This is a genomic window from Leclercia adecarboxylata, from assembly GCF_006874705.1.
Lineage (GTDB): Bacteria > Pseudomonadota > Gammaproteobacteria > Enterobacterales > Enterobacteriaceae > Enterobacter > Enterobacter adecarboxylatus_C.
Map to the genome: position 1 here is coordinate 4636291 of NZ_CP035382.1, position 12588 is coordinate 4648878.

Genomic DNA, 12588 nt, shown 5'->3' on the forward strand with positions numbered 1-12588 from the left:
TATGTGAAAAAACAGCGGCTTCGCTCCGATCCATCCGCAACGGTAAATTGTCTGGATATGCGCAAAATGCGCTATCCGACACGCGAAATGGCTAAGATTCGTCTAAGGTTTTCAGGTGATTGATGACAGCGGCCACGCTGCCCAGCGAACTTAGGAGAACAACCATGATGAGACCTCAACGCCCCGCCACACTGCGGCTGGCGATTGGCGGCATCCTGCTTGGGATCACCGCCTTCAGCTATGCGGACGACTCGTCCAGCGCCCAGAAACAACCCCCGGACATTTTGTTCGGGCCGCTGTTTAACGACGTGCAAAGCGCCAAACTCTTCCCCGACCAGAAAACCTTTGCCGATGCCGTACCGAAAAACGATCCCCAGGCGATCCTTGCCGATTACCACATGCAGCGCAAACAGTCCGGCTTCGACCTGCGTCACTTTGTTGACATGAACTTTACCCTGCCGACGGAAAAGGAAAAGTACGTTCCGCCTGCCGGACAGAGCCTGCGCGCGCATATCGACGGCCTGTGGCCGGTGCTGACGCGCACCACCTCCAGCGCCGGGAAGTGGGATTCGCTGCTGCCGCTGCCGAAACCTTACGTGGTGCCGGGCGGGCGTTTCCGCGAGATCTACTACTGGGACAGCTACTTCACCATGCTGGGTCTGGCCGAGAGCGGCCACTGGGACAAAGTCGCCGATATGGTGGCGAACTTCGCTTATGAGCTGGACAGCTGGGGCCATATCCCCAACGGCAACCGCAGTTACTACCTGAGCCGCTCACAGCCGCCGTTCTTCTCCCTGATGGTCGAGCTGCTGGCGACCCACGACAGCGAGGCGCTGAAGAAATACCGTCCGCAGATGGAAAAAGAGTACGCCTACTGGATGGAAGGGGTGGATGCCCTCCAGCCGGGCCAGGCCAGCCAGCGGGTGGTGAAGCTGGACGATGGTGCCGTGCTGAACCGCTACTGGGACAATCGCGATACCCCACGCCCGGAATCCTGGCTGGATGATATCAACACGGCGAAAAAATACCCCAACCGCCCGGCGACCGAGATCTACCGCGATCTGCGTTCCGCCGCCGCCTCCGGCTGGGACTTTAGCTCACGCTGGATGGACGATCCGCAGCAGCTGGGGACGATCCGCACCACCAGCATCGTGCCGGTGGATCTGAATGCCCTGATGTTCAAGATGGAAAAACTGCTGGCGAAGGCCAGTCAGGACGGCGGGGACAGCGCGGCGGCCAGCCGTTACGAGGGTCTGGCAGCCGATCGCCAGAAAGCGATGGAGCGCTATCTTTGGAACGACAAACAGGGCTGGTATGCGGATTACGATCTGAAAACCAAACAGGTGCGCGATCAGCTGACCGCCGCGGCGCTGTTCCCGCTGTATGTGCAGGCGGCCTCGCAGGAGCGTGCGGACAAAACGGCCACGGCCGCCGAGGCCCAGCTGCTGAAAGCCGGCGGGATTGCGACGACCAACGTCAACAGCGGCCAGCAGTGGGATGCGCCAAACGGCTGGGCACCGCTGCAGTGGGTCGCCACCGAAGGCCTGCAGAACTACGGGCATAAAAAAGTGGCGATGGACGTTACCTGGCGCTTCCTTACCAACGTCCAGCACACCTACGATCGCGAGCAGAAGCTGGTGGAGAAATATGATGTGTCCACCACCGGCACGGGCGGCGGTGGCGGCGAATATCCGTTGCAGGACGGCTTTGGCTGGACCAACGGCGTAACGCTGAAGATGCTGGATCTGGTTTGCCCGCAGGCCAACCCTTGCGACAAACTGCCAGCCCAGCAGCCTGCGGCTAATGCTGCGGCCACCAGCAATCAACCGGCGGTAACAACGCCACCAGCCGCGAGTAACCCACCGGCGGCCAGCGCCCCGTCCACCTCACAGCCAGCCGCGAATGATGAATCGGCACAAACGCAGAAGAGTGTCGGGCAGTAAGGTGTCGTAGGCCGGGTAAGGCGTAGCCGCCACCCGGCGATGTGGCCCCGGTGCGGCCTGCTGTCCGGCGGCGCTACGCTTGCAGGGCCTACAAGGACAAAGACAGGACGTAGGCCGGGTAAGGCGCAGCCGCCACCCGGCGATGTGGCCCCGGTGCGGCCTGCTGCCCGGCGGCGCTACGCTTGCAGGGCCTACAAGGTCAAAGGCAGGACGTAGGCCGGGTAAGGCGTAGCCGCCACCCGGCGATGTAGCCCCGGTGCGGCCTGCTGCCCGGCGGCGCTACGCTTGCAGGGCCTACAAGGTCAAAGGCAGGGCGTAGGCCGGGTAAGGCGCAGCCGCCACCCGGCAGTGTGGCCCCAGTGCGGCCTGCTGCCCGGCGGCGCTACGCTTGCAGGGCCTACAAGGTCAAAGGCAGGGCGTAGGCCGGGTAAGGCGCAGCCGCCACCCGGCGATGTGGCCCCGGTGCGGCCTGCTGCCCGGCGGCGCTACGCTTGCAGGGCCTACAAGGTCAAAGGCAGAGCGTAGGCCGGGTAAGGCGCAGCCGCCACCCGGCGATGTAGCCCCGGTGCGGCCTGCTGCCCGGCGGCGCTACGCTTGCAGGGCCTACAAGTTCAAAGGCAGGACGTAGGCCGGGTAAGGCGTAGCCGCCACCCGGCGATGTTGCAGGGAAAACCGCACAAAAAAACGGCTCTTACAAAAGAGCCGTTTTTACGTGTGTCAGGCGCGTCGTACCATCCTGTAAACCAGTAGCACGAGAATAGCGCCCACCACGGCGACCAGAAAACTTTGCAGGTTAAATCCGGATACATTGCCGCCGATGCCAAACATCGTTGCCAGCCAGCCGCCGACAACCGCACCTACGACCCCAAGGATACAGGTCACAATAAAACCGCCACCATCCCGTCCCGGCATGATGAATTTTGCGATAACACCAGCAATCAGACCAAATACAATCCAGGCGATAATACCCATAGTGATGCCCTCTTGCAGAGTTAAGCTTGCGCAGAACACCCGCCCGCGCAAGTCATATAAGTATAGGCAATAGCCGGAAAACCATATTGAGGACACTGACTTAATTGCGGCTGTGGCGAAAAAAAATAATTGCTGGTTTGTATTAAGTTCCGCCGTTGCCTGCCGATAACGCAACCACAGACTGTCATTTATCGAGGAGCCCTGGGGCGTGAGTAATTACAGTGAGCAGTTCCTGAAAACTAATCCGCTGGCTGTATTAGGGGTATTACGCGATCTGCAAAAACAGAATGTTCCCGTGCGTATCAGCTGGGGGAACAACCAGTTCATCAGCAAAATTCTGGATGCAACGCCAGAGCGGCTGGTAATGGATTTAGGCAGCCAGGAGTACGAAAACCGTGCGGTGCTGCGCGCAGAAACCATCACCGTGGCCGCCGACACCCAGGGGGCGAAAGTGGAGTTCGAGCTGCCGCGGCTGGAACAGGGAACCTGGCAGGGGCTGCCCGCCTTTATCACCTCGCTGCCGGCATCGGTATGGTGTATCCAGCGACGGGAATATTTCCGCATCAATGCTCCGCTGCATCCGGCCTACTTCTGTAAAGCCAAAATGCCGGACAAGAGCGTGATCCGTTTTCGCCTGCACGATCTCTCCCTGGGCGGCATGGGGGCATTGATGGATAGCGCTAAACCCGACGCTCTGGTCGAAGGGATGCGCTTTTCGCAAATCGAACTGGATATGGGCGGTTGGGGTCGCTTCTTCTTCGATGCGCAGCTGATCACGGTGAGCGAACGTAAAGTGGTGGACAGCAAAAACGAAACCATCACCACGCCGCGTCTGAGCTTCCGTTTTCTCAATGTCGGGCCAGGCCCGGAGCGGGAACTGCAGCGGATTATCTACTCGCTGGAGCGTGAAGCGCGGGAGCGCGCCAACAAGGTGCGTTAATCGCGGCCGGGCAGCACGTGGCGGCCCGGCAACGGATTACATGGCGTCCATCGCCTTCTGCACTTTCCAGATATAGCGCGGCGCCTGCGGAGCGGGGTGATTGTTGACAACGTGCTCAAAGAACTCGTCTTTGTCCAGGTCGTTGATCTCGGCAATCGCCTTTTTGCGATCCGAGGAGAAGGTGCGCAGCAGCGCGCCTGCCCCGTTAACGTAGGAAACCACCAGCGCATACTGCATCACTTCCGGGTCCTCAATTCCCTGCAGGATCCCGTGCTCCAGAATGCTCAGATAGGCAGTACCCATCGAAATATTGCGCTCCGGGTTCTTCAGCTCGCTGGTGGATGGCTGTCCGCTCCAGCCCATATGGCGGTAGACTTCCCGCCCGGCGGTGGAGGCTTTCAGCTGCATCAGGCCCACCGCGTTCGATTTACTGACCAGATTCGGGTTCCCGCCCGACTCAACCGCAATGATGGCGGTCACCAGACGCGGGCTGACGCCCCAGGCAGCACCGGCTTTTTCAGTGATCGGCATCCACTGCATCGCCCGTTTCACCGGGACTTCCGGGTTCCATTCCTGTTTTTTGTAATCCTGCTTTGAACTACAGCCTGCAAGCAACACAATCAAAAAAGCAAACCATCTCAATTTCACGTCATCTGTCCTTATGGTCATTCATCGCTGTTACCCTATCCTCCGCTTGATGAAGGACGCGCTCAGGCGGCATGATATATACATTTAGATTTATAAGTCAGCAAGGAAATGCCATGTCTCAGTTTCATCTCATCGCACCATCAGGTTACTGCATTAATCAGGAAGCGGCCCACCGGGGCGTTGCGCGTTTACTGGACGACGGGCATCAGGTGCAAAATCAGATAATTATACCCCGCCGTCAGCAGCGATTTGCCGGAACCGAGGCGCAGCGCCTGAGCGACATAAACGCCCTCGCTCGCCTGCCGGGTGCCAACCAGATTGTACTGGCGGTGCGCGGGGGGTACGGCGCCAGCCGCTTGCTGGAGCAGATCGACTGGCAGGGGCTGGCCGAACGCCAGCAGCAGGACCCGCTGCTGATTTGCGGCCACAGCGATTTCACCGTCATCCAGCTCGGCCTGCTGGCGTTGCATAACGTCATCACCTTCAGCGGCCCGATGCTGGCGGGCAACTTTGGCGCACCGGAGCTGAACGCTTTTACCCTGGATCACTTCTGGCGCGCGCTGCAAAACAGCACTTATTCCGTGGAGTGGCAGGGCGAGGGCCCGGCGTGTGAACGCGCAGGCCAGCTGTGGGGCGGCAATCTGGCGATGGTCGTGTCGCTGATCGGCACCCGCTGGCTGCCCGCCATTGAGAACGGCATTCTGGTGCTGGAAGATATCAACGAGCACCCGTTCCGCGTTGAGCGCATGCTGCTGCAGCTGCATCACGCGGGCATTCTCGACCGTCAGCAGGCGATTGTGCTCGGCAGTTTTAGCGGCGCGACTGCCAATGATTACGATGCCGGCTACGATCTGGCGACCATGATCGATTATCTGCGCGCCCGGGTGTCGGTGCCGATTATCAGCGGGCTCGATTTCGGCCACGAACAGAAGACCGTCACTCTGCCGCTGGGTGCGCAGGCTACGCTTGTTCATGCCGCAGGTAAGACCTGTTTAACCCTGAGCGGACATCCGGTGATTAAGGCATAAAAAAAGCCCCTTAAGCGCCGGATTAGCACGCTGTAAGGGGCATTAATATGTTAGGGTTTTAATAACAGTCATCGCGTCACGCAGGGAGTACGCACACATTGGATGCCGCAGCAATAATCAGTCTTTTTATCCTGGGTTCAGTTCTTGTAACCTGCAGTATATTATTGAGTTCGTTTTCTTCTCGTCTCGGCATCCCCATTCTGGTTATTTTCCTCGCCATCGGCATGCTGGCGGGCGTTGATGGCGTCGGGGGGATCCCCTTCGATAACTACCCCTTTGCCTACATGATCAGTAACCTCGCGCTGGCGGTGATCCTGCTGGATGGCGGGATGCGCACCCAGGCCAGCTCGTTTCGCGTGGCGCTGGGGCCGGCCCTGTCGCTGGCGACGGTCGGGGTGCTCATCACCTCCGGCCTGACCGGGATGATGGCAGCGTGGCTGTTTAAGCTGGATATCATGGAAGGCCTGCTGATTGGCGCCATTGTCGGCTCGACCGATGCCGCGGCGGTCTTCTCGCTGCTGGGCGGCAAAGGGCTGAACGAACGTGTCGGCTCGACGCTGGAGATTGAGTCCGGCAGCAACGACCCGATGGCGGTGTTTCTTACCATCACCCTGATTGAGATGATCCAGCAGCATGAAACCAGCCTGAGCTGGATGTTCGCCTGGCACATCATTCAGCAGTTTGGCCTCGGGATCATCATTGGCCTCGCCGGCGGCTACCTGCTGCAACAGATGATCAACCGTATCTCGCTGCCTGCCGGGCTTTACCCGCTGCTGGCCCTGAGCGGCGGGATTTTGATTTTCGCTCTCACTACAGCGATGGACGGCAGCGGCATTCTGGCGGTCTACCTGTGTGGCTTCCTCCTCGGGAACCGGCCGATCCGCAACCGCTTTGGCATTCTGCAGAACTTTGACGGCCTCGCCTGGCTGGCGCAAATCGGCATGTTCCTGGTGCTGGGGCTGCTGGTGACGCCGTCGGATCTGCTGCCGATTGCCATTCCGGCGCTGCTGCTGTCGATATGGATGATCTTCTTTGCCCGTCCGCTGTCGGTGTTTGCCGGCCTGCTGCCGTTTAAGGGATTTAACCTGCGCGAGCGGGTGTTTATCAGCTGGGTGGGGCTGCGCGGCGCGGTCCCTATCATCCTCGCGGTGTTCCCGATGATGGCCGGGCTGGACAACGCCCGCCTGTTCTTCAACGTGGCCTTCTTCGTGGTGCTGGTGTCGCTGCTGTTCCAGGGGACTTCCCTGTCGTGGGCAGCGAAAAAGGCCAAAGTGGTGATCCCGCCGGTGGGCTGGCCGGTCTCACGCGTGGGGCTGGATCTGCATCCGGAGAATCCGTGGGAACAGTTTGTCTACAAGCTCAGCGCCGACAAGTGGTGCGTGGGGGCTTCGCTGCGGGATCTGCATATGCCTGAAGAGACGCGCATTGCCGCCCTGTTCCGCGATAATGCCCTGCTGCACCCGACCGGGAGCACCCGGCTGCGCGAGGGGGATATTCTCTGCGTGATTGGCCGCGAGCGCGACCTCCCTGCCCTCGGTAAGCTGTTCAGCCAGTCACCGCCGGTGGCGCTGGATCAGCGCTTCTTTGGGGATTTTATTCTCGAAGCCAGCGCCAAATTTGCCGACGTGGCGTTGATCTACGGCCTGGATGAAGGGCTGGAGTATCGGGATAACCAGCAGACCTTGGGCGAAATTATCCAGAAGCTGCTCGGTGCCGCGCCGGTAGTGGGTGATCAGGTGGAGTTTGCCGGGATGATCTGGACGGTGGCGGAGAAAGAAGATAACAGGGTGCGGAAAGTGGGCGTGCGCGTGGCGGAGGATATCGAGGAGTAGGCCGGGTAAGCGTAAGCGCCACCCGGCGTTTGGCTCCGGCGTTCATGCCGGGTGGCGGCTACGCCTTACCCGGCCTATAACGACTTTATACCGTAATGACGGGCACCCGCGGGGCTAACGCGGTTAACAACTCGTACCCTATTGTGCCCGCCGCTGCCGCAACATCGTCCACTTTCACCTCATTCCCCCACAGCTCAACCGGCGTGCCGATCCCGGCCTGCGGGCAGGGGGTGAGATCGATCGCCAGCATATCCATCGACACGGTGCCCACCGTGCCGGTGCGCACGCCGTCCACCCAGACCGGGGTACCGGAAGGGGCAATGCGCGGATAGCCGTCGGCATAGCCCCCGGCGACAATGCCGATGCGCTGCTCGCCCGAGGCACGATAGCGGCTGCCGTAGCCCACGGTATCCCCCGCTTTCAGGGTCTGGACGCCAATGATTTCACTGCGCAGGGTCATCACCGGCTTCAGGCCGCTGTTGGCGATATCCTGCCACTGGCCGGAAGGAGACGCGCCGTAGAGAATAATTCCCGGTCGCACCCAGTCAAAATGCGCTTCCGGGTGCCAGAGGGTCGCCGCTGAGTTAGAGAGCGAACGCGGACAGTTCAGCCCTTCCGCCGCCTGTTCAATGCGCATCATCGGCTCCGTGATGCCGTCCGGCTTTTCCGCATCGGCAAAATGGGCCATCAGCGTCATTTCGCCGACGTTTTTCACCGCCCGCAGCTGCTGCCAGACGCTGTGAACTCGATCCGGCTGGAAACCGAGACGGTTCATGCCGCTGTTCACTTTCAGGTAGATATCGAGCGGAGCGTGCAGCTTTGCATTCTGCAACGCCTTGACCTGCCAGTTGCTGTGCACGCTGGTGGTCAGGCGGTACTTATCAAACAGCGGCAGTTCATCGCTGTTAAAGAAGCCTTCGAGCATCAGAATCGGCCCTTTCCAGCCGCGCTCGCGCAGCAGAATGGCCTCTTCCAGATTCAGCATCGCAAAACCATCGGTCGCGCTGAGTGCGCTCCAGATGCGATCCAGACCGTGGCCGTAAGCGTTGGCTTTGACCACCGCCCAGACGCGTGAAGCTGGCGCAGCGCGACGGACAATGTGCAGGTTATCTTTCAGGGCCTGCAGATCCAGCTGAGCCACAACAGGACGGGACATGACGACTCCTTGTTAGTTATGCGCGCCGTGTAAATGCTGTGGACGTGACGGAGTGAACCCCGGACGGTAGCGCGCGACGCTTAAATCATCAAACGGAATAGCCGGTGTGCGCCCGGAGATCAAATCACTGAGCAACTGCCCTGAACCGCAGGCCATCGTCCAGCCCAGCGTACCGTGCCCGGTGTTGAGCCACAGGTTCTTAAACGGGGTGCGGCCCACCACCGGCGTACCGTCCGGGGTCATCGGGCGCAGCCCGGTCCAGAAGGTCGCCTGTTCGATATAACCGCCCCGCGGGAAGAGGTCGCCCACGACCATCTCCAGCGTTTCCCGACGCGGCTGCAGCAGCTCGGTGTTAAAGCCGACGATTTCCGCCATTCCTCCCACGCGGATCCGATTGTCAAAACGGGTGATCGCGATTTTGTATGTTTCATCAAGGATAGTTGAAACCGGGGCCCCGCTGTCCTCTTTCACCGGGATCGTCAGCGAGTAACCCTTCAGCGGGTAGACCGGAATATCGACGATGCCCTTCAGCATCGCCGTGGAGTAAGAGCCGAAGGCCATCACGTAGGCGTCGGCTTTTACCACCTCTTCGCCGCACAGCACGCCGTAGATATTCTCCCCTTCGTACAGCAGCTTATCGACTGAGGTGTTGTAGCGGAATTTGACCCCCGCCTGCTCGGCCATCTGGGCCAGATTCTGGGTGAAGAGCTGGCAGTCGCCGGTTTCGTCATTGGGCAGACGCAGGCCGCCGGTGAGCTTGTGGGCGACCTCCGCCAGCGCCGGTTCGACCTGCGCCAGCTGGCTGGCTTCCAGCAGCTGATACGGCACCCCGGCATCCTCAAGAACGGCGATATCGCGGGTGGCGTTTTCGTACTGCTGGGCGGTGCGGAACAGCTGCAGCGTGCCCCCCTGGCGGCCTTCATACTGAATGCCGGTGGTGGCGCGCAGCGCTTTCAGGCAGTCGCGGCTGTACTCCGCCAGACGCACCATCCGCCCTTTGTTTTCCATATAGTGTGAGGTGTCGCAGTTGCGCAGCATCTGCCACATCCACTTGAGCTGAAACTGGGTGCCGTCGAGACTGATCGCCAGCGGCGCATGGTGCTGGAACATCCATTTAATCGCCTTCAGCGGCACACCCGGGGCCGCCCAGGGCGCCGCATAGCCCGGAGAAATTTGCCCGGCATTGGCGGCGCTGGTCTCCAGCGCCGGACCCGGCTCACGATCGATGACGGTCACGTCGTGCCCGGCCTGACTCAGGTACCAGGCGCTGGTTACGCCAACGACGCCACTTCCCAGTATGACAACACGCATAGCCACTCCCTTAATAAGCAAAAGAACAATCTTCTGATTACATATTGATAACCCAGCTGAAAATATTATTCAACATAGGCCTTTTTTATGGTGACATAACTCACACCTTCCCCTGCTGACGCGGGCAGCGCGGTTTTGGCATCTCCTGCTGCGCGGCATTTTTAACCAGCATATTATGCTGAGAGACACCCTTTTTTTGTCATGTGGAAAACGGGAAATCGCAAAGAAAAAAATAGCGTGCCAGCACGCTTTTGAATGGCGTGTTCTATGCTTGAAAAGAGGTTCTCCAGACAGAGAGAGCTACCAACAATGAGGGCGCGCTAATGGCTACTATTGATTCCATGAATAAGGACACCACACGTCTGAGCGATGGACCCGACTGGACATTCGAGCTGCTGGACACCTATCTGGCGGAAATTGACCGGGTGGCGAAACTCTACCGTCTGGATGCCTATCCCCATCAGATTGAAGTCATTACCTCCGAACAGATGATGGACGCTTACTCCAGCGTCGGGATGCCCATTAACTATACCCACTGGTCGTTTGGCAAAAAATTCATTGAAACCGAACGGCTGTATAAACACGGTCAGCAGGGGCTGGCGTATGAGATCGTTATCAACTCCAACCCCTGTATTGCCTACCTGATGGAAGAGAACACCATCACCATGCAGGCGCTGGTGATGGCCCACGCCTGCTACGGACATAACTCGTTTTTCAAAAATAACTACCTGTTCCGCAGCTGGACCGATGCCAGTTCGATTGTCGACTACCTGATCTTTGCCCGTAACTACATCACCCAGTGCGAAGAGCGCTACGGCGTGGATGAGGTCGAAAAGCTGCTGGACTCCTGCCATGCGCTGATGAACTACGGCGTGGATCGCTACAAACGTCCGCAGAAGATCTCCCTGCAGGAGGAGAAAGCCCGGCAGAAAAGCCGCGAAGAGTATCTGCAAAGCCAGGTGAATACGCTGTGGCGTACCCTGCCGAAACGTGAAGAAGAGAAAACGGTAGTGGAAGCGCGCCGCTACCCTTCCGAGCCGCAGGAGAACCTGCTCTACTTTATGGAGAAGAACGCCCCGCTGCTGGAGCCGTGGCAGCGTGAGATCCTGCGCATCGTGCGTAAGGTGAGCCAGTACTTCTATCCGCAAAAACAGACTCAGGTGATGAACGAAGGCTGGGCGACCTTCTGGCACTACACCATCGTTAACCACCTGTATGACGAAGGCAAAGTGACAGAACGCTTTATGCTGGAGTTCCTTCACAGCCACACCAACGTGGTGTTCCAGCCGCCTTACAACAGCCCGTGGTACAGCGGCATTAACCCGTATGCGCTGGGCTTTGCCATGTTCCAGGACATCAAGCGTATCTGTCAGAACCCGACGGAAGAGGATAAATACTGGTTCCCGGATATCGCCGGGTCCGACTGGCTGGAGACGCTCCATTTCGCGATGCGCGATTTCAAGGATGAGAGCTTTATCAGCCAGTTCCTGTCGCCGAAGGTGATGCGTGATTTCCGCCTGTTTACGGTGCTGGATGACGATCACAACAACTACCTGGAGATTTCGGCGATCCACAATGAAGAGGGGTATCGTGAGATCCGCTCCCGCCTCTCGGCCCAGTACAACTTAAGCAACCTTGAGCCGAATATTCAGGTCTGGAATGTGGATCTGCGCGGGGATCGCTCCCTGACGCTGCGCTATATTCCGCACAACCGCGCGCCGCTGGATAAAGGGCGCAAGGAAGTGCTGAAGCATGTGCACCGCCTGTGGGGCTTTGACATTATGCTTGAGCAGCAGAACGAAGACGGCAGCGTGGAGCTGCTGGAGCGGTGCCCGGTGAAAGGCAATATGTTGTAGTTCGGTGCGGCCTGTTTTGCCGGGTGGCGGCTACGCCTTACCCGGCCTACGAAATCCAGACATCGGGCGAAAAAAAACCTCTCAAGCGAGAGGTTTTTTATTTTAGCGCCCCTGAATCACCAGGTCGCCCGGCAGGGACTTCTGCATCCGGTGCCAGATCTCGCCGCTGTCACGACCGTAGCGACGCACGGTTTCGTACACCTGGTCGTGCAACCCTTCAGAGCACAGCTCGCTCAGCTTATGGTAGAAGCCGAGCGCCAGGCTCCGGGCTTCCGGGTTGGCGAAGTAGTGACGACCGATGCGGGTATAGAGCCCTTTCATGCCGTTGAGGATCAGGCCGTAGATCGGGTTGCCGGAGGCAAAAGCCAGGCCGCGGAAGACGTTGTAATCCAGCAGGGCGAAGGCATCGGCGTGATCTTCCACGGCGGTAGCACGGGCCAGCACTTCCAGCGCCTTATCCGGATGCTGGCGAAACGCCGTACGGATAAAGATGGTGGCGATGTTGGTACGCACTGAGAGCAGATTATCGATCAGCTGCGGTACGCTCTCGTGATCGAGGCGCGCCAGCGTTTCAAGAATATTCAGGCCCGACGTTTCCCAGAAGTTATTCACTTTGGTCGGTTTGCCGTGTTGGATCGTCAGCCAGCCATCGCGGGCCAGTCGCTGCAACACTTCACGTAAGGTGGTACGTGTGACGCCAATCAGTTCAGAGAGTTCGCGTTCTGCGGGAAGTATCGAGCCAGGGGGGAATCGGTTATTCCAGATGCTCTCGATAATGTATTCTTCCGCGAAACCCGCCGGGCTTTGCGCCTTTATGACCATAGTGAGTTTTCCATTAACTGCTTTTTACAAAATTCACTCATCATACCAGAGGCAGGCAGAGGCAGATAGCGCAGCGAGGC

General features: G+C 59.1%; 10 protein-coding genes. 5 read left to right on the forward strand and 5 right to left on the reverse strand.

Annotation, left to right across the window (positions count from 1 at the left end; genetic code table 11):
* Positions 1–164 precede the first annotated feature (164 nt).
* The gene (gene treA / locus ES815_RS23140; protein ID WP_142489907.1) at positions 165–1943 is read left to right on the forward strand and encodes an alpha,alpha-trehalase TreA; all 1779 of its coding nucleotides are present in this window, start codon (positions 165–167) and stop codon (positions 1941–1943) included.
* Positions 1944–2660: 717 nt separating this feature from the next.
* Here the strand turns inward: treA and ES815_RS23145 are convergent.
* Positions 2661–2915, reverse strand: coding sequence for a GlsB/YeaQ/YmgE family stress response membrane protein (locus ES815_RS23145; protein ID WP_142489908.1), 255 nt, complete (start codon positions 2913–2915; stop codon positions 2661–2663).
* Positions 2916–3123: 208 nt separating this feature from the next.
* On the opposite strand from ES815_RS23145, the gene ES815_RS23150 reads away from it, so the two are divergent.
* Positions 3124–3855 carry a flagellar brake protein gene (locus ES815_RS23150; RefSeq protein ID WP_142489909.1) on the forward strand — a complete coding sequence of 244 codons (732 nt, stop codon included), beginning with the start codon at positions 3124–3126 and terminating at the stop codon, positions 3853–3855.
* A 36-nt stretch (positions 3856–3891) separates the two neighbouring features.
* Here ES815_RS23150 and emtA read toward each other — a convergent pair whose 3' ends face one another.
* Positions 3892–4503 (reverse strand): membrane-bound lytic murein transglycosylase EmtA, encoded by a 612-nt coding sequence (gene emtA / locus ES815_RS23155; RefSeq protein WP_142489910.1) that lies wholly within the window; start codon positions 4501–4503, stop codon positions 3892–3894.
* Between the two features lie 113 nt (positions 4504–4616).
* Here emtA and ldcA point away from each other — a divergent pair, with 113 nt between their 5' ends.
* Positions 4617–5531 (forward strand): muramoyltetrapeptide carboxypeptidase, encoded by a 915-nt coding sequence (gene ldcA, locus ES815_RS23160; protein WP_142489911.1) that lies wholly within the window; start codon positions 4617–4619, stop codon positions 5529–5531.
* 98 nt (positions 5532–5629) lie between these two features.
* Positions 5630–7363, forward strand: coding sequence for a potassium/proton antiporter (locus tag ES815_RS23165; protein ID WP_142489912.1), 1734 nt, complete (start codon positions 5630–5632; stop codon positions 7361–7363).
* An 85-nt stretch (positions 7364–7448) separates the two neighbouring features.
* On the opposite strand, the gene dadX is transcribed toward ES815_RS23165, so the two are convergent.
* Positions 7449–8519: a catabolic alanine racemase DadX gene (gene dadX, locus ES815_RS23170; protein ID WP_142489913.1), complete on the reverse strand. Its 1071-nt coding sequence runs from the start codon at positions 8517–8519 to the stop codon at positions 7449–7451.
* Between the two features lie 12 nt (positions 8520–8531).
* Entirely contained in the window at positions 8532–9830 is a 1299-nt protein-coding gene (locus ES815_RS23175) for a D-amino acid dehydrogenase (protein WP_142489914.1), read from the reverse strand.
* A gap of 323 nt (positions 9831–10153) precedes the next feature.
* Between ES815_RS23175 and ES815_RS23180 the strand changes: the two genes are divergently transcribed.
* Positions 10154–11686: a SpoVR family protein gene (locus ES815_RS23180; protein ID WP_142489915.1), complete on the forward strand. Its 1533-nt coding sequence runs from the start codon at positions 10154–10156 to the stop codon at positions 11684–11686.
* 102 nt (positions 11687–11788) lie between these two features.
* Here ES815_RS23180 and fadR read toward each other — a convergent pair whose 3' ends face one another.
* Positions 11789–12508 carry a fatty acid metabolism transcriptional regulator FadR gene (gene fadR / locus ES815_RS23185; RefSeq protein WP_142489916.1) on the reverse strand — a complete coding sequence of 240 codons (720 nt, stop codon included), beginning with the start codon at positions 12506–12508 and terminating at the stop codon, positions 11789–11791.
* Between the last annotated feature and the right edge of the window lie 80 nt (positions 12509–12588).

Bases quoted from the DNA above. Each gene is read 5' to 3' on its own strand.
- fadR (WP_142489916.1), bottom strand. From the start codon at position 12,508: ATGGTCATAAAGGCGCAAAGCCCGGCGGGTTTCGCGGAAGAATACATT.
- treA (WP_142489907.1), top strand. From the start codon at position 165: ATGATGAGACCTCAACGCCCCGCCACACTGCGGCTGGCGATTGGCGGC.
- ldcA (WP_142489911.1), top strand. From the start codon at position 4,617: ATGTCTCAGTTTCATCTCATCGCACCATCAGGTTACTGCATTAATCAG.
- ES815_RS23175 (WP_142489914.1), bottom strand. From the start codon at position 9,830: ATGCGTGTTGTCATACTGGGAAGTGGCGTCGTTGGCGTAACCAGCGCC.
- ES815_RS23145 (WP_142489908.1), bottom strand. From the start codon at position 2,915: ATGGGTATTATCGCCTGGATTGTATTTGGTCTGATTGCTGGTGTTATC.
- dadX (WP_142489913.1), bottom strand. From the start codon at position 8,519: ATGTCCCGTCCTGTTGTGGCTCAGCTGGATCTGCAGGCCCTGAAAGAT.
- ES815_RS23180 (WP_142489915.1), top strand. From the start codon at position 10,154: ATGGCTACTATTGATTCCATGAATAAGGACACCACACGTCTGAGCGAT.